General features: G+C 72.7%; 12 protein-coding genes. 8 read left to right on the top strand and 4 right to left on the bottom strand.

Translation table 11 applies throughout. From position 1 onward, the window contains the following. Positions 1–273 precede the first annotated feature (273 nt). From ABT342_RS11075 to ABT342_RS11065, 3 genes are read right to left on the bottom strand one after another with little or no spacing between them, the layout of a single operon-like run. Positions 274–2,589 (bottom strand): FtsX-like permease family protein, encoded by a 2,316-nt coding sequence (locus tag ABT342_RS11075; protein ID WP_351570328.1) that lies wholly within the window; start codon positions 2,587–2,589, stop codon positions 274–276. Between the two features lie 3 nt (positions 2,590–2,592). After that, on the bottom strand, positions 2,593–3,345 hold the full coding sequence (locus tag ABT342_RS11070) for an ABC transporter ATP-binding protein (protein WP_351570325.1): 753 nt from the start codon (positions 3,343–3,345) through the stop codon (positions 2,593–2,595). After that, positions 3,342–3,857 carry a PadR family transcriptional regulator gene (locus ABT342_RS11065; protein ID WP_351570322.1) on the bottom strand — a complete coding sequence of 172 codons (516 nt, stop codon included), beginning with the start codon at positions 3,855–3,857 and terminating at the stop codon, positions 3,342–3,344. The genes ABT342_RS11070 and ABT342_RS11065 overlap by 4 nt, the downstream gene beginning before the upstream one ends. A 146-nt stretch (positions 3,858–4,003) precedes the next feature. On the opposite strand from ABT342_RS11065, the gene ABT342_RS11060 reads away from it, so the two are divergent. The 8 genes from ABT342_RS11060 (at position 4,004) to ABT342_RS11025 (ending at position 16,336) form a co-directional block, all read left to right on the top strand. Next, positions 4,004–5,275, top strand: a complete 1,272-nt coding sequence (locus ABT342_RS11060) for an ABC transporter substrate-binding protein (RefSeq protein WP_351570319.1) — start codon at positions 4,004–4,006, stop codon at positions 5,273–5,275. Positions 5,276–5,417: 142 nt separating this feature from the next. Then, positions 5,418–7,142 (top strand): glycoside hydrolase family 13 protein, encoded by a 1,725-nt coding sequence (locus ABT342_RS11055; protein ID WP_351570316.1) that lies wholly within the window; start codon positions 5,418–5,420, stop codon positions 7,140–7,142. Between the two features lie 68 nt (positions 7,143–7,210). Next, on the top strand, positions 7,211–8,536 hold the full coding sequence (locus ABT342_RS11050) for an ABC transporter substrate-binding protein (protein WP_351570313.1): 1,326 nt from the start codon (positions 7,211–7,213) through the stop codon (positions 8,534–8,536). Positions 8,537–8,542: 6 nt separating this feature from the next. Further along, positions 8,543–9,901, top strand: coding sequence for an ABC transporter permease subunit (locus tag ABT342_RS11045; RefSeq protein WP_351570311.1), 1,359 nt, complete (start codon positions 8,543–8,545; stop codon positions 9,899–9,901). Continuing rightward, complete coding sequence (locus ABT342_RS11040) at positions 9,898–10,737, top strand: carbohydrate ABC transporter permease (RefSeq protein ID WP_351570308.1); 840 nt, start codon at positions 9,898–9,900, stop codon at positions 10,735–10,737. The genes ABT342_RS11045 and ABT342_RS11040 overlap by 4 nt, the downstream gene beginning before the upstream one ends. Before the next feature lie 328 nt (positions 10,738–11,065). Continuing rightward, the gene (locus tag ABT342_RS11035; RefSeq protein ID WP_351570305.1) at positions 11,066–13,537 is read left to right on the top strand and encodes a SpoIIE family protein phosphatase; all 2,472 of its coding nucleotides are present in this window, start codon (positions 11,066–11,068) and stop codon (positions 13,535–13,537) included. A 168-nt stretch (positions 13,538–13,705) separates the two neighbouring features. Continuing rightward, the gene (locus ABT342_RS11030) at positions 13,706–15,802 is read left to right on the top strand and encodes a SpoIIE family protein phosphatase (protein WP_351570302.1); all 2,097 of its coding nucleotides are present in this window, start codon (positions 13,706–13,708) and stop codon (positions 15,800–15,802) included. Positions 15,803–15,967: 165 nt separating this feature from the next. Continuing rightward, positions 15,968–16,336 carry a hypothetical protein gene (locus ABT342_RS11025; protein WP_351570299.1) on the top strand — a complete coding sequence of 123 codons (369 nt, stop codon included), beginning with the start codon at positions 15,968–15,970 and terminating at the stop codon, positions 16,334–16,336. A 100-nt stretch (positions 16,337–16,436) separates the two neighbouring features. Here the strand turns inward: ABT342_RS11025 and ABT342_RS11020 are convergent, their stop codons facing one another. Then, entirely contained in the window at positions 16,437–17,567 is a 1,131-nt protein-coding gene (locus ABT342_RS11020; RefSeq protein WP_351570296.1) for a TetR family transcriptional regulator, read from the bottom strand. Positions 17,568–17,613 lie beyond the last annotated feature (46 nt).

Genomic DNA, 17,613 nt, shown 5'->3' with positions numbered 1-17,613 from the left:
CGGCGGGCTTCTTTCCCCTACCCGCCCCTTCCCGAATCGGGGGCTCCGCCCCCGAACCCCCGCTCCTCAAACGCCGGAGGGGCTGGAAAATCCAGCCCCTCCGGCGTTTGAGGACACGGCCGGAGGCCGTACGGGGTCTGGGGGCTTGCCCCCCCCCACGCGGCGGAGCCGCAAATCGATACTGCGGGATGGGGGTACCTCCCAGGCGAAGCTCTGGGGGAGGGCGGGTAGCGGAAAAGGCCCCGCGCAGCGGCCCCGCCCCCACCCGCTCACTCAGGCCGTCGCCGTGTCCGCCAGGCGGTGGCGGGACGCCCTCGTCGCGGGGAGGACCGCGAGGGACACCGCGCCCAGGACCGCCGCCGCCGCGAGGAGCACGAGGTGGGGCGGGGACGGCGCCGCCGCGATGCCCGCGCCGATGCCGCTGGAGCGGCCCTCCGCGTCGATGAGCCAGGAACCGAGCGGCACCCCCAGCGCCGCCCCCGCCACTGCCGCCGTCAGCGCCGTGCAGCCGACGGCCGTCACCGTGATCCCGGTGATCTGGCGCGGCGACAGCCCGATCGCCTTCAGCGCGAGCAGGTCCCGCTCGCTCTCCCGCACCGTCGCGCCGATCGCCGTCGACAGCTCGGTGAGGCCGATCAGGGCGAGGACGGCGATCAGTCCGACCACGACTCCGCGCAGCGGGGAGAGCCCGTCGGCAGGGCCGGTCACCTCATGGATGTCCAGCCGGCCGCGCGAGGCGTCCGTGAGGGCGGCGCGGACCTCGCTCGGGTCCGCGTCCGGGGTGAGCCGGAGCTGGTAGAGGCTCGGGCGCAGCGCGGGGTCGTTCTCGTACAGGGTGTCGAGGGACGTGGAGATCGTCCGGCCGCCGTTCTCGGGCTCGATGCTGCGGCCGACGATGTGGAGGATCTGCGGGTGTCCGCCGACCGTCATCCGTACCCAGTCGCCGACGCGTACGTCCAGCAGGTCGAGCAGCCCCTGTCCGGCCACCGCCTCGTCGGGTCCGCGCGCCGCGCGCCCCTCGGCCACCGAGAACGGGTACGGCTGCGCGCGGGTGCCGAGTCCGCGCAGTGCGATCGTCCCGGTCTGGCCGGACACGAGGGCCGCCACCTCCACACCGGGATGGGCGGCGACGACGCGGGGATCGCGTTCGAGCAGGGCGCGCGCCTCCCGGTCGCCGAGGGTCTCGTCCGCCCGCGCCGTGAGGGCGGCGGCGAGCCCGAGCCGCTCGGGCTCGGTGTCGAAGCGGCCGATGGTGGTCCACGCGCTGAGGGCCACCGTGATCAGCAGCAGGGGCAGGGCGAGCCGTACGACCGTGGCCGGGGTCTGCGGGCCGCGTGCGAACGCCCGGTGCCAGCCGAGGACCAGGGCCGGCGGCAGCCCGAGGCCGAGGGCCCGGCGGGCCGGGGCGGACAGCCTGCCGCCCCCTGCCGCCGCCGCGGCGGGGAGCACGGGCACCGGGGGCACCCGCCCGGCCCGCCAGGCGGCGAGGCAGGTGGTGGCGCCGATGAACAGCACCGCGGCGACCGGCACCGCGAGCAGCGCTGCGGTGTACCCGGGCAGTCCCTGCCACACGGCCACCGCCTCCCCCAGCCGTCCGGGCAGGCGGCTGCCCAGGGTCTCGGTGAGCACCGTGGCGACGGCGGCCCCGGAGGCCGCGAAGGCCAGGTGCTGGACGAGGAAGACCCGTACCACCTGGCCGGGGGTGAAGCCGATGGCCTTGAGCACCGATATGTCGCGCAGATGGCCCCGGACCCGGGTGCTGATCGCGCCGTGCACCGCCAGCGCGGCGGCGATCAGCGCACCGAGGCCGAAGAGTCCCAGCACCTGGCCGAGGAGCCTGGTGTCCCCCTGCGCCTCGGCGCGCGCCTGCTGCCAGTTCGTCACGTCCGTGACGGCCCCGGCACCGAGCCGGGTGACGGCGCGCTGGACGGCGTAGTCGGTGTCCTCGGGTTCGGCGAGGCGCAGGCCGGTGACCTGCCCGGTCACCTGCCCGTTCGGCTGTCCTGACGAAGCACCGGCGCCCTGCAGGGCCGACGGCAGCGCCCAGACCGTCCCAGGGCGTTCGCCGGGGCGGTAGCGGGGCTCGGCGCTGTCCGCGACGCCGAGGACGGTGAGTCCGCGCCCGCTTCCGGGCAGGGTGAGGGTGTCCCCGGGGCCGGCCACCAGTGCGCGGGCGAGGCTGCTCTCCAGGACGACTCCGTCCGGGGTGCCCGCGTCGAGCCACCGGCCCGAGGTGAGCAGCGGGCGGCCGGTCACCGGCGGCCGTTCGCCGGCGCCCCGCAGGCCGACGGTGGCGCGTGCGCCGCGCGTTTCCACGGTGGTGGTGACCGTGCGGTAGGGCCCCGACACGGAGGTGACGCCGTCCAGTTCGGCGAGGGCGGCCGCGTCGGCCGACGGGCCGGTGTGGATCCACACGTGCGCCCCGTTGGACTGGGCGAAGACGCGCTGCCAGGGGTTGGTGGCGTACCCGAAGAGGGCGGCGGCGAGCAGCAGTGCGGCGACGATGCCGGCGGTGGCGGAGACGATGAACAGCGCCTCGCCCCGGTGGGTGCGCAGATCGGCGTGCGCCCAGCGCAGCGTGGCCCGCACGGGTCAGTCCTTCAGCTCGAGGACGCCGGACAGTCCGGTACCGCGGGCCGGGGTGCCGCCGAGGGCGGCGTCGTCGGCTATGCGGCCGTCGAAGAAGCTGATGACGCGGTCGGCGGCGCTGGCGAGGCGCGCGTCGTGGGTGACGAGGAGGATGCTCTGCCCGCGCTGGTGGAAGCGGGACAGCAGCCGCATCACCTCTCGGGTGCCCTTGCTGTCCAGGCTGCCGGACGGCTCGTCGGCGAGCAGCAGCCGGGGCTGGTTGACGAGCGCCCGTGCGAGGGCGACGCGCTGCTGCTCTCCGCCGGACAGTTCGCCGGGCATGCTGCGTGCCTTGCCGTCCAGGCCCAGTTCGGCGAGCAGCTTCTCGCGTTCGGCACGGGCCTGCCTGGGGCCCGTCCCGGCGAGCAGTGCGGGCAGTTCGACGTTGTCGGCGACGTTGAGGTTGGAGACGAGGTTGAAGAACTGGAAGACGATGCCGATCCGGCGCCGCCGCTCCATGGCCCAGCGCGCCTCGCTGTAGGAGTCGGTGCGTTCGCCGTCGAGCCAGATGCTGCCGCTGTCGGGCCGCTGCAGTCCGCCGAGAAGGTGCAGCAGGGTCGACTTCCCGGCGCCGGAGGGGCCGGTGACGGCGACGAACTCGCCGTGCCGTACGGACAGATCGACTCCGCGCACGGCGTGGGCGGGGGCGCCCTCGCCCCGGTGGGTCTTCACGAGGCCCTCGGCGCGGAGCAGGTCGGGCGCGTCGTCGCGGCTCATTCCAGCCCCTCCAGCTCCTCCTGGCAGCGCTCCAGCCAGTCGAGGTCGGCCTGCAGATGCAGCATCGCTCCCTCGATCAGCAGGTGGGCGATGCGGTTGTCCCGGTTCTCGGTCGCGGACAGCTTCGACAGATTGCGCATGGTGTTGAGGTACTCGCGCCGCTGCTTGTTGATGAGGGCGATCTGGTCGGCGAGGCCGGTGCGCGGGGCGAGGGCGAGCTTCATGAAGAAGTCGTCCCGTACCCGCGGCTCGTCCGCCGTCTCCTCGAACCAGGCGCGCAGCGCCTCCGTGCCGGCGTCGGTGAGACGGTAGATCTTCTTGTTGGGGCGGCTCGACTGGGCGACTTCCTCGCCCTCGATCAGCCCGGACTTCTCCAGCCGGCCGAGCGTCACGTAGATCTGGCCGACGTTCGGCTGAGGGTACGCGGCACCCAGCAGTTGCTCAAGGTCCTGCTTGAGTTCGTAGCCGTGGGCCGGACCCCGGGAGAGGAGTGCCAGGAGCGGCAGGCGCATCCGCGCTCTCCTCCCGTCCTGTGCCTGCGTGATCTTCCGCGATCTTCCGCGATCTTTCGAGGGCTCTAGTATCGCCCATGCCTAACGGGTATACATGCCCTGACGCAGGTCGAAGATGCCCGGCGCCGATGTTCAGGGAGGAACCTATGCGGTGGATGCGTGCCGCCGGTAGGGGGCTCCTGGTCGCGGCGATCGTCCTCGCCGGATACGTGTCGTCCGCCGCGCCGCCGGAAGCGGCCCGGGGCGGCGGGCGCGGCCCGATGACCCTGGCCACGGCCGGCGATCTGACCGGCTATCTCGGCGCCGTGCTCGACGGGTGGAACCGGGCCCGTCCCGGGGAGAGGGTCACCCTGGTCGAGCTGCCGGACTCGGCCGACGAGACGCATGCCCAGATGCTCACCGATCTGCGGTCGGGCGAGGGGCGCTTCGACATCCTCAACATCGACGTCGCCTGGACCTCGGAGTTCGCCGCCGCGGGCTGGATATCGCCGCTGGAGTCCGAGCGCTTCGCGCTGGACAGCTTCCTGCCGCCGGTGGCCGGGACGGCGACGTACGACGGAAGGCTCTACGCGGTCCCGTACGTCACGAATGCCGGGATGCTCTATTACCGCAAGGACATCCTCGACCGGGAGGGCGAGCGGCCGCCGCGGACCTGGGCCGAGCTGGAGCGGCAGGCGAGGACGATCGCTCCCCGCTACGGGCTGGGGGGTTACGCCGGCCAGTTCCTGCCCTACGAGGGGCTCACCGTCAACGCCGCGGAGGCGGTCTATTCGGCCGGCGGCACGATCCTCGGCGACGAGGGCGAGCGGGTCACCGTGGACTCGGCGGCGGCCCGCACCGGCATCGGGTTCCTCGCCCGCGGGGTGCGTGACGGCTGGATCCCGAAGGAAGCGCTCACGTACAAGGAGGAGGAGTCCCGGCAGGCCTTCCAGGAGGGCAGGCTGCTCTTCCTGCGGAACTGGCCGTACGCCTACGCGGGCGCGTCCGGCGCGGACTCCGAGGTCGCGGGGAAGTTCGGCACCGTGCCTCTGCCGGGCCGGGACGGGGCGGGGACGAGCGTGCTGGGCGGGTCCAATCTCGCGGTCAGCGCGAAGGCGCGGCATCCGGAGTCGGCCCATGACCTGCTCGCGTATCTGACGAGCGACCGGATCCAGCGCAGGGTACTCACCGAGGGCGCGCTGCCGCCGGTGAACGCCGCGGTGTACCAGGACCCCGGGCTGGTGCGGGAGTTCCCCTATCTGCCGGCCCTGCGGGCGAGCGTGCTCGCGGCCGCGCCGCGCCCCAAGAGCCCGCGGTACGAGCAGGTGAGCCTGGTGGTGCAGGCGGTCGTGCATGACGCGATGGCGCAGCACCAGCGGCCGGAGGCGGCCGTACGGCGCCTCGCCGCGGAGCTGGCGGCCATCGCGCGCCGGGGCTGACTCCCCCATTACTTAACAGTTAGCTAACCCCGCCGCATCCTCCACGTCTCATATCCACGGGACATATCGGGGCATTCCCCCTCAACTACCCCCTGTTTCCGCATGACTGTTGACACTCCCTCGGCACGCCTACCTAACATGCATGCATAACGGCTGGCTTCTTACGAGCCTTGAAGAAACAGGTCAACGGGTGACGCTCACAGCCCCGGCCGGCGACGGCCTCTCGCAGCGCGGCACGGACCGCGCCCCGCGCCACTGGTGGCGCGACGCGGTGATCTATCAGGTGTACGTCCGCAGCTTCCTGGACAGCACCGGCGACGGGATCGGCGATCTGGCCGGGGTCCGCGCCGGGCTGCCGTATCTGAAGAAGCTCGGCGTCGACGGGATCTGGCTGAGCCCCTTCTACCCCTCGCCGCAGCACGACCACGGCTACGACGTCGCCGACTACTGCGACGTCGACCCGGTCTTCGGCGACCTCGACGAGTTCGGCCTGCTGGTCGCCGACGCCCACCGGCTCGGCGTCAAGGTGCTCCTCGACGTCGTCCCCAACCACTGCTCCAGCGAGCACGACTGGTTCCGTGAGGCGCTCGCCTCGGAGCCCGGCAGCGAGGCGCGCGCCCGCTTCCACTTCGCCGAGGGCCGGGGTCCCGGCGGCGACGTACCGCCCAACAACTGGCACGCCATGTTCGGCGGCCCCGCGTGGACCCGGGTCACCGAGCCGGACGGCACGCCCGGCCAGTGGTACCTGCACATGTTCACACCCGAACAGCCCGACCTGAACTGGCGCAATCCCGAGACCGCGGCCCACTTCGACCACGTCCTGCGGTTCTGGCTGGACCGCGGCGTCGACGGCTTCCGCATCGACGTGGCCGCCGGGCTGTTCAAGCACCCCGAGCTGCCCGACTCACCGGACCCCGAGGCCGACGCGCGCACCCGCGACTCGGTCAACCCCCTCGCCTGGAACCAGCCCGAGGTGCACGACGTGTGGCGGCACTGGCGGTCGGTCTGCGAGGAGTACACGGCCCGCGACGGCCGCGAGCGGCTGCTGGTCGGCGAGGTCTCCGTACCGACCGCGCGTGAACACGCCCGGTACGTACGCCCGGACGAGCTGCACCAGGCGTTCTTCTTCGACCTGCTCGGGGCCCCGTGGGACGCCGACGCCTTCCGCAAGGTCGTCTCGACCGCGATGCAGGACATCGCCGGCACCGGATCCACCGTGACGTGGGTCCTCAACAACCACGACCAGGTCCGCAGCGTCACCCGCTACGGCGAGTCCGGCACGGAGGGCAGCGGCCTCGGTGCCGCCCGCGCCCGGGCGGCCGCGCTGCTGATGCTGGCGCTGCCCGGCGCCGCGTACATCTACCAGGGCGAGGAACTCGGCCTTCCGGAGGTCGTCGACCTGCCCGACGAGGTGCTCACCGACCCGATCTTCCGGCGCACCGGCAGCCGGGCGCGCATCCGCGACGGCTGCCGGGTGCCGCTGCCCTGGTCGGGGCACGCGTCGCCGTTCGGCTTCACCTCCGGGGCCGAGGGGGCCAAGCCGTGGCTGCCGCAGCCCGGCTGGTTCGCCCAGCACGCCACCGACCGGGCGCTGGCCGACACCCGCTCGTTCTGGCACCTCTACCGCGACGGGCTCCAGCTCCGCCGGGGACTGCCGCAGCTGGGCGAAGGCACCCTGCGCTGGCTGGACTCCCCGCCCGGCGTGCTCGCCTTCGCCCGGGGCGACGGGTTCGTCTGCGCCGTCAACTTCGGCACCGCTCCGGTGCCCGCTCCGGTGTCCGGCGCCCCACTGCTGTCCAGCGGCCCGTGCCCGCCGGGGGCGCTGCCCGGGTCGACGGCGGCCTGGTGGATCGGCGACGCCGCCTGATCGTGACCGACCCCGCCCGGCATCCCCGGGACATCGTCCATTCCACTTCTCCAGAAGGAAGAACAACGATGAAGACACGACGCGTCATACTCGCGAGCTGCACGGCCCTGGCCCTCGCCCTCGGCGCGAGCGCCTGCGGCGGCGGCCCCGTCACCCCCGCCGGCGGCGGTGACAAGACGCTCGACGGCCAGACCCTCACCGTCGCGGGTGTCTGGTCCGGCACCGAACAGAAGAACTTCCAGAAGGTGCTGGACGCCTTCACCGCCAAGACCGGCGCCAAGACCCAGTTCGTCTCGACCGGCGACAACGTCTCCACGGTCGTCGGCAGCAAGATCGAGGGCGGCAACGCCCCCGACGTGGTGATGGTGCCCCAGGTCGGCGTGCTCCAGCAGTTCGCGAAGGAGGACTGGCTGAAGCCCCTCTCCAGGACCACCGAGAAGGCGGCCGACACCAACTACGCCAGTGTGTGGAAGTCGTACGGCACCGTGGACAGCACCTTCTACGGGCTGTACTTCAAGGCCGCCCACAAGTCGACGGTCTGGTACAGCCCCGCCGCCCTCGACCAGGCGGGGGTCAAGCCGCCGAAGACGTACGCGGACATGCTCAAGGCCGGACAGGCCGTCGCGGACTCGGGACTGCCCGCCTTCGCCGTCGCCGGCGAGGACGGCTGGACCCTCACCGACTGGTTCGAGAACATCTACCTCTCCCAGGCCGGGCCCGAGAAGTACGACCTGCTCGCCACCCACACCATCCCGTGGACCGACCCCAGCGTGGAGAAGGCACTCACCACGCTCGGCACGCTCTTCGCCGACAAGGAACTCGTCGCGGGCGGCCAGAAGGGCGCGCTCGGCACCGACTTCCCCGGCTCGGTCGAGAAGGTCTTCGGCCCCGACCCCGAGGCCGGCATGGTGTACGAGGGCGACTTCGTCGCCGGCGTCGCCAAGGACGAGTTCGGCAAGAAGATCGGCGAGGACGCCGCGTTCTTCCCCTTCCCCGCGGTCGACGGCGGCAAGGCGCCCGTCGTCAGCGGCGGTGACGCGGCCGTGGTCCTGAAGGCCGGCAAGAACCAGAAGGCCGCCATGGCGTTCCTGGAGTACCTGGCGACGCCCGAGGCGGCGGCCGTGTGGGCCGGGGCCGGCGGGTTCCTCTCCCCCAACAAGAAGCTCGACCTCGCGTCGTACGGCGACGACACCACCCGCGAGACCGCCAAGTCGCTGATCGACGCCGGTGATTCGGTGCGGTTCGACATGTCGGACCAGGCCCCCGCCGCCTTCGGCGGCACCAAGGGCGCCGGCGAGTGGAAGCTGCTCCAGGACTTCCTGCGCGACCCGTCGGACCCGAAGGCCACCGCGGCGAAGCTGGAAGCCGCGGCGGCCAAGGCGTACAAGGGCTGATCGTCCATGACCTCCGTCATCGGATCCGCCCGGGATTCCTCCCCGCGATCCGCGAATCCCCGGCGCCGTGCCCAGCGGCGCCGGCGGATCATCGCCCTGGTCTTCGTCCTGCCCGCGCTGCTGCTCCTCGGCGCTCTCGTGGTCTACCCCGTGCTGTTCTCGGTCGGCCGCAGCTTCTTCGACGCCGGGGGCGCCCGGTTCGTCGGCGGCGGGAACTACGCCGAGATGTTCCGCGACCCGGCGACGCTCAAGGCCATCCGCAACAGCGCCATCTGGGTGGTCATCGCCCCGACCCTGCTCACGGGGCTCGGGCTGATCCTCGCCGTGCTGGTGGAGAAGGTCCGCTGGGCCACCGCGTTCAAGCTGCTGCTGTTCATGCCGATGGCCGTCTCGTTCCTCGCGGCGGGCATCATCTTCCGCCTCGCGTACGAGGAGGACCCCGACAAGGGGGTGCTGAACGCCGCCGTCGTCGGGGTGCACGACGCCTTCGACGACGCCTCCTCGTACCCGACCGCGCGGGCCCGGGACGGACAGGGCCTGACCAAGGGCCCGGACGGTTCGTACGCGACGGACGGGACGGCGTCCCCGGGCGGCGCGGCGGTGAGCCTCGGGCTCGTCGGCGTGGCGCCCAAGGAGCTGCCCGCCGAGGCGAAGCCCGCGTACGGGGCCGCGTCCCGCACGGCATCCGGGCGCGAGCTGATCGGCGTCGTCTACCTCGACTTCACCCCCGGCGGCGGGGGTGAACAGGGCCGGGTGGACACGGCCGAGCGCGGACTGCCGGGGATGACGGTCGAGGCGGTACGGGACGGCCGTACGATCGCCACCATCGACACGGCGGCCGACGGCTCGTTCCGCTTCGGGGACCTGGATCCCGGCGCGTACACCGTACGGCTGCCCGCGCGGAACTTCGCCCCGCCCTACGAAGGCGTCTCCTGGCTGGGGCCCGCGCTGGTCACCCCGGCCATCATCGGCGCGTACCTGTGGATCTGGACCGGCTTCGCCATGGTGCTGATCGGCGCCGGGCTCTCCTCGCTGCCGCGTGACGCGCTGGAGGCGGCCCGGATGGACGGCGCCGGCGAGTGGCAGGTCTTCCGCATGATCACCGTGCCGCTGCTCGCTCCGATCCTGACCGTGGTCTTCGTGACCCTGGTGATCAATGTGATGAAGGTCTTCGACCTCGTCTACATCATCGCCCCGGGACCCGTGCAGGAGGACGCCACCGTGCTGGCCACCCAGATGTGGCTGGTCTCCTTCGGCGGCGGCAACAACCAGGGGCTCGGCAGCGCGCTCGGCGTACTGCTTCTGCTGCTGGTGATCCCCGCCATGGTCTTCAACGTCCGTCGTTTCCGCAGGAGTCAGTCATGAACCGGATGAGCAAGTGGCTCGGGAACGGGCTGGTCCAGGCGTTCCTGGTGGTGATCGGCCTGGTCTGGGTCACCCCGCTCGCCGGACTCCTGCTCTCCTCGCTGCGCTCCGCCCAGGACAACGCGGGCAGCGGCTGGTGGACCACGCTGACCGCCCCCGGGCAGCTGTCCTTCGACAACTACTCGGCGCTGCTCGGCAACGCCGGGATCACCCGGGCGTTCTGGAACACCGTCCTCATCTCGGTGCCCACCACCGCGCTGGTCATCGTCGTCGCGGCGCTGGCCGGGTACGCCTTCGCCTGGCTGGACTTCCCCGGCCGCGACTGGCTCTTCCTGCTGGTGGTGGCGCTGCTCGTGGTGCCGGTCCAGGTCGGCCTGCTGCCGGTCGCCAAGCTCTTCGGCCAGCTCGGGCTGTTCGGCACGATCCCGGGCGTCGTGCTCTTCCACGTCGCGTACGGGCTGCCGTTCGCGATCTTCCTGCTGCGCAACTACTTCGCCGACATCCCACGCGAGATGCTGGAGGCGGCGAGGATGGACGGCGGCGGTGAGTGGCGGATCTTCACCCGGCTGGTCATTCCGGTGGGACGCCCGGCCATCGCCAGTCTGGCGATCTTCCAGTTCCTGTGGGTGTGGAACGACATGCTCGTGGCGCTGCTCTTCGCGGACAGCTCCGCGCAGCCGCTCACCGTGGAGCTCCAGTCCCAGGTCCGCCAGTTCGGCAGCAACATCGACGTGCTGGCGCCCGGCGCGTTCCTGTCACTGATCGTGCCGGTCGTGGTCTTCTTCGCCTTCCAGCGGCACTTCGTTCAGGGGGTGATGGCGGGCTCGGTCAAATGACGGCGGCGCCGGAGCCTGTCTTGTGGATCACGCCGGCGCGGCAAGATCCGGAAGACAGGCCCCAGGGGGTGTCTTGTGGATCAGGCCGGATCAGGGAGCGGGGTCCGGTGCATGGGGTCTCCCCAGGCCCGCAGGGCCTGGGGGACGGATCGCAAGGCGGAGGAGGGAGTCTGGGGGTACCCCCGTGCCCGAAGGGCTACGGGGGAGGAGCCATGCCGACCGACGACAACGCGGCGAGGCGCGGTGCCAGGGCACGCGAGCCCGGCAAGATCCACAAGACACCCCCCAGCGCGTGCGGTTCTGCCGGAGCCGGTTGAGCATGAAAGGGATGACCGGATCCGTGACCCCGATCAGCGAGAGCCCCGAGGACCCGTTCTCGCTGGGTCGCGGCGCCTCCGCCGTGCTCGACCACCGCGGCACGGTGGTCGCCTGGAGCGAGCGCGCCGCCCAGCTGCTGGGATACGCGGCCGATGAGGTCCTCGGCCGGTATGCCGCCGGGTTCCTCGTGGACCCTCGCGACGAGGAGATCGTCCGGGAGGCGACGGCGGCGTGCGTGCGGAAGGGCGGCTGGTTCGGGATCCTGCCCGTGCTGAGCCGTACGGGCGCGCGGCTCCCCCTCGGGGTCCGGGCCCGTCGCGTCATCAGGGCGGACCAGCGGAGCGAATGGTTCCTGATCGGCGCGCCGGCCGAGGAGGTCACCCAGTGGGAGATCGACCGGTCGGTCCTGGAGGGCCTGTTCCTGCGCTCGCCCATCGGTCTCGCCATCCACGACCCGGACCTGATGATCCTGCGGATCAACCGGGCCATCGCGAGCGTCGGCGGTGTCGAGAGCGAGGACGCCCGCGGGCGCCGTATCGGCGACTTCCTGGTCGAGTCGGACGCGCGGACGATCGAGGAGCGGCTGGATCAGGTGCTCGCCACCGGAGAGCCGATGATCTTCACGGAGCAGCCGTGCCGGATGCAGCGCGATCCCGGCAGGGAACGGCTCGTGGCCGTGTCCGCGTTCCGCATGGAGGACGCCGCCGGCCGGACCCTGGGGGTGACCCAGCTGGTCGAGGACGTCACCGACCGGCACCGGGCCCGGCGGCGGCTGGCGATGCTCAACGAGGCGAGCACCCGGATCGGCACCACGCTCGATGTACGCACCACCGCGTCGGAACTGGTCGACGTCGCCGTGCCCGGCCTCGCCGACTGCGTCACCGTCGACCTCCTGGAATCCGTACGCCTCGGCGAGGAGCCCCCTCCGGACGGATCGGGGCCGTTGCGCAGGACCGCGCTGAAGACCGCCGGGCCCAAGGCGCACGACTTGCTCTACCCGGTGGGCACCCTCCGGTCGTTCCCGCCGGACACGCCTCAGGGCCGGTGTCTCGCCGAGCGGCGCCCCGTGCTGGAGGCCCGGTTCGATCCGATGGGCCCCTGCTCGGGTCTGGACGCGCGGCGGGCGGAGAACGCGCGCGAGCGCGGTGTCCACTCGCTGATGGTGGTGCCGCTGACCGCCCGTGGGCTGGCCCTGGGCCTGCTCAGCCTGTGGCGGTACCGCGCGCCCGAACAGTTCGAGGAGGACGATCTCACCCTCGCCGGTGAGTTCGCCGCCCGTGCCTCGCTCTCCATCGACAACGCCCGCCAGTACACCCAGCAGCACCTCGCCGCGCTGGCGCTGCAGCGCCGACTGCTGCCGCGCGACTTTCCCGCCCGCCCCGCGGTCGACGTCGCCCACCGCTATCTCCCGGCCGGCGGCGCGGCGGGGGTCGGCGGTGACTGGTTCGACGTCATCCCGCTCTCCGGGGCCCGGGTGGCCCTGGTCGTGGGCGACGTGGTGGGCCACGGCCTCAACGCCGCGGCCACGATGGGACGGCTGCGTACGGCCGTGCACACGCTGGCCGATCTCGATCTCGAACCCGACGAGGTCCTCTCCCACCTCGACGACCTCGTGAACCGGCTCGCCGACGAGCAGGAGCCGGGCGACGAGGAGTCCCCCGGCGAACAGATCGTCGGCGCCACGTGCCTGTACGCGGTGTACGACCCCGTCTCACGGCGTTGCACGGTGGCCCGCGCGGGCCATCCGCCCCCGGTGGTGGTGACACCGGACGGCACCGCGAGCCTGGCGGACCTCCCGGCCGGGCCGCCGCTGGGACTGGGCGGGCTGCCGTTCGAATCCGCTGAGCTGGAGCTCGCGGAAGGCAGCATGATGGCGCTCTACACCAACGGCCTCATCGAGGGCCAGGAGCACGATGTCGACGCCGGACTCTCCCGTCTGTGCGACACGCTCGCGGGCCCCGCCCGCCCCTTGGAGGAGACCTGCGGGGCCGCGGTCGACGCGTTGCTGCCCGCCCGGCCCACCGACGACGTCGCCCTGCTGCTGGCCAGGACCCGGACGCTGACACCGGCGCAGGTCGCCACCTGGGAGCTGCCCGCGGAGCCCACGGCCCCCGCACGGGCCCGGGGGCTGACCGCCCGGCAGCTGACCGCGTGGGGACTGGAAGACATGATCTTCACCACCGAGCTGATCGTCAGCGAGCTGGTCACCAACGCCTACCGCTACGCCGGCGGGCCCGTCACCCTGCGCCTCATCCACCTGGGGCGGCTCATCTGCGAGGTCTCCGACCCCAGCAGCACCTCCCCGCACCTGCGCCGGGCCCGCAGCACCGACGAGGGCGGCCGGGGCCTGCTCCTCGTCGCCCAGCTGACGGCGCGCTGGGGCACCCGGCACGCGCACGAGGGCAAGACCGTCTGGACGGAGCAGGAGCTGCCCCCGTCGACCGGCGGCCGGGACGACGGAACGCCGCCACCGCCCGGATGAGCCGGGACGTCCGAGGGGATGGACACGCCGGCTCGGCAGGGTGTACGCCAGTGGCCGGAGCTGCGCGGAACCAGGTGCGGAGGCACGATGGAGAACGTTCCGGATTCCGGTGGGGTCGGCGCTGCCCGCACGAGTGCGCCATGACGGCGGCGGGAGGAGCGGCTGCGCATGGGTGAGACCGAAGGGTTCTCCACCGACGGGGCCGGGACCGGTGCGGCCGAACTCGGAGAGGCCGAGTTCAAGGCCACCGCGCCCGGCGGGCTGCTGGACGTGCTGGGTATGGCGGCCGTGGCGCTCGACTCCGACGGCCGGATCGCGCTGTGGAGCCGACAGGCCGAGGAGCTGCTGGGCTACACCGCGGACGAGGCCCTCGGCGAGTACGCGGCCCGGCTGCTCGTGGCCGACGAGCACATCGGTTTCGTCCTCGAACTGTTCAGCCGGGTGATGGACAGTGGCGAGGCCTGGGCCGGCGTCTTCCCCATCCGGCACAAGGACGGCAGCCTGCGGCTGCTCGAGATGCGCAACATGCGCCTGCAGTCCCGGCAGGGTGGCTATTACGCGCTCGGTCTGGCCGCGGACCAGGAGACCCTGCGCCGGGTCGAGCGCGACCTGGCGCTGTCCGTGCGCCTCGTGGACCAGTCTCCGATCGGCCTGGCGGTCCTGGACACCGATCTGCGCTTCATCGGGGTCAATCCCGCCCTGGAGCACGTGGACAAGATCCCGGCCGAGCAGCACATCGGCCGGCTCGTGGGCGAGACCCTGCCGTTCCTGGACAGCGACGACATCGAGGCCGCGATGAAGACCGTGCTGGAGACCGGCACGCCGCTGGTGGACCGGCAGGTGACCGGCCACGTCCCGGCCGACCCGGAGGACGAGCGCGCCTGGTCGCTGTCGCTGTACCGGCTCGAGGACCCCGGCGGCCGGGTGCTGGGCGTGGCCGCCTCGGTCATCGACGTCACGGACCGGCACCGGGCCGCCCAGGAGGCCGAGCGCGCCCGGCACCGGCTGAGCCTGGTCGCCGACGCGTCGGTGCGTATCGGTACGACCCTGGACCTGCGGGAGACGGCGCGGGAGCTGGCCGAGGTCACCGTGCCCGAGCTGGCGGACATCGCCGCCGTGGACGTCCTGGACTCCGCCGTCGAAGGCCGGCGCGAGCCGGTGCCGGCCGGCGGCTCGGCGGTCTTCCGGGCCCTCGCCGTGGAAACGGCCGAGCCGACCGCCGCCGTCCGGGCGGCCGACCCGCCCGGGGAACTCGCCCGCTACGACGCCGACCGGCTGGTCACCCAGTGCGTGCGGACCGGCGAACCGGTCGTGGTGCCGCGGGTGACCGAAGCGGACCTGGCGGACATCGCGCGGGACGCCAAGGCCGCCGTCCTGCTGGCCGAGGCCGGGGTCCATTCGTACCTGGCCGTGCCGCTGATCGCCCGGGGCGAGGTGCTCGGGGCGCTGGACCTCAAACGCTTCCGCAACCCGCTGCCCTTCGACGCCGACGACATCCTGCTCGCCGGGGAACTGGCCGGCCGGGCGGCGGTGTGCATCGACAACGCCCGCTGGTACCAGCAGCAGCGCAACACCGCCCTGACGCTGCAGCGCAGCCTCCTGCCGCAGGAGCCCCCGCCCGTGGTCGGCCTGGACGTCGCCACCCGCTACCAGCCGGCCGGGGCGGTGAGCGAGGTCGGCGGTGACTGGTTCGACATCCTCCCGCTGAACGGGGACAGGACCGCGCTGGTGGTCGGCGATGTCATGGGGAGCGGGATCAACGCCGCCACCACCATGGGACGGCTGCGCACCGCCTCCCAGACGCTGGCCGCGCTGGGCCTCGATCCGGGGCAGGTGCTGCGCCAGCTCGACGGCATCACCGTCGGCCTCGATCCCTACATCGCCACCTGCCTCTTCGCGCTCTACGACCCCCGCCGGGGGCACTGCCGCCTCGCCAGCGCCGGCCACATGCCCCCGGTGCTCCTGCGGCCGGGGCGCGCCCCGCGCCTGCTCGACCTGCCCACCGGCGCTCCGCTCGGTGTGGGCGGTGTCCCCTTCCGCGCCGTCACCGTGGACCTGATTCCGGGCGATCGGCTCGTGCTCTACACCGACGGCCTGGTCGAGACCCGTGACGAGGACATCGACACCCGGCTGCACCTGCTGCTCACGCTGCTCGCGGGCCCGGACACCGGCCTGGAGGAGACCTGCGACCGTCTCCTGGCGGCCCTGCGGCACGGTGCCGGACAGGACGACGTCGCGCTGCTCATCGCGCGTGTCCGTGACTGACGCCTGCTCAACTCCCCGCGAATCCGTGCCCATTTCCACGTTCCGGGACGGCCGTTGTCCACTTTGAGACGGCCGTTGTCCACGTTGACATCGAACGCACGGGAGAGGAGGGTGGAAATGTCCAAAATAGTTAAATATTAGAAGAATGCTTGGAGGTGCATGACGATGCGCCGCAGGATCGTTGCCGCAGCCGCCGCGGGAGCCGCGGGACTCGCACTCGGCCTGATGCCTGTCAGTCAGGCGCTCGCGGGGGACTACTCGAAGGGCGACTACTCCTGCTCCGGCTGGGGCTGGGGCTCCGGGTGGGGGTACCACGACGACTGCGATGACGGCTACGGCTACGGCCACGACAACGGCTACGACAACGGCTACGACAACGGCCACGACGGCGACAACGGCCACGACAACGGCGGCCGTGACGGCGGTGGCGGTCACGACGGCGGTGGCGGCGGCCACGACGGCGGCGGGGGCGGCGGCCACGGTGACGGCGGTGGCGGTGGCGGTGACGGCGGTGGCGGTGGCGGCGGCCACTGAGCGCTGAGCACCGAGTGACAAGCCGGCCAGGCCGATCGACCGGCCAGCGGGCCCGGATCCTTTCCGGGTCCGTTTCTCGTGGGAGCGGTGGAGCTATGGGCTACGGGCGACGGCGCGGCGACCGCTGCGGTGAACGCGCGGGGACCACGCTGTCCGACGCCATCGCATGGCAGGACCCGGAGCCGTCGGCCCGGGCGACGATCCGCCCGCCCGTGACGCGCACGGCGGTCTCGGTGGCGTCGCTCACCGCCAGGACCCCGGCGGCCGCGGCGACGGCCCCCGACTCGTCGCACACCACCTGCAGTCGGGGCCAGGCCGAGCGCGGGAACGCCTCCCGCAGACAGCCGCACAGCTCGGCGAGAACGAGCCGCGCCAAGGGGCCGAGCTCCCCGGGCTCCCCCGTGACCAGGACCGCCGTGACCGCGTCCCCCGGCGCGGCTGCCCGCACCAGCTGTTCGGCCGCGGCGAGCCGGTGCAGCCCCAGGAACGCGACCACGCCGTCGCCGTCCAGCCGCGCGGCCTCGCCGCGCACCACGTCGACCGCGGCGGGCGGGGCCCAGCGTTCGTCGGCGGGCTGCGCCGGCGCGACGATGTCCGGCGGGCACCACCAGTCGTCGATACGCAGCCCTGCCAGCTGTTCGGCCGCGCTGACGATGTCGAACGGCGCGACGAACCCGGGCGCGACGGCCGCCATCCGGCTCGCGCCGTGCAGTGTGGTGAGCACGGTCTCGGCCAGCCGCACCCGGCGGCGGGGCGGCGCCCCGGGCAGCACCTCGGGCGGCCGCAGCTGCTCCAGGGCGAGCGCGGCCAGGAGGGCGTCCAGGCGCATCAGTTGCAGATACGGCAGCCGCACCCGCGGGTCGGCGAGAACCTCCGGCATCAGGTCCGCGCCGAGCCTCGCCTCGCCGTCGTGGCCGGCGTCGGCGGGCGGGAGCCGGGCGACCCACGCACGGGCGAGCGCGCCGAGCGCCTCGCGGTCGGTGCGGCCCGGCCGTGGCGGCGCCGCCTCCCACGAAGGAGGACGTGCGGCGAGATCGGCCAGGACCGCGAAGTAGAGAGCCCGCTTGCCCGGGAAGTTGGAGTACACGGCGCCCCGGGTGAGTTCGGCACGCTGCGCGATGGCGTCGATCTTCGCGGCACGGAAGCCTCGTTCGGCGAACTCGTGCCGGGCGGCGGCCAGGACCTTGCCCCTGGTCCGCTGTTGCGTCTCCGCCCTGCTGAGCCGAGCCATCGTTCTCCTCGTCCAGGCACTGCCGTCGCCCCGGCCAAAGTACCGT

Source organism: Streptomyces sp. NPDC000410 (assembly GCF_040300305.1).
In the GTDB taxonomy this organism is placed as follows: Bacteria; Actinomycetota; Actinomycetes; order Streptomycetales; family Streptomycetaceae; genus Streptomyces.
The sequence above is the reverse complement of the archived record's forward strand: the minus strand, read 5'-3'. Positions and strand labels throughout refer to the sequence as shown.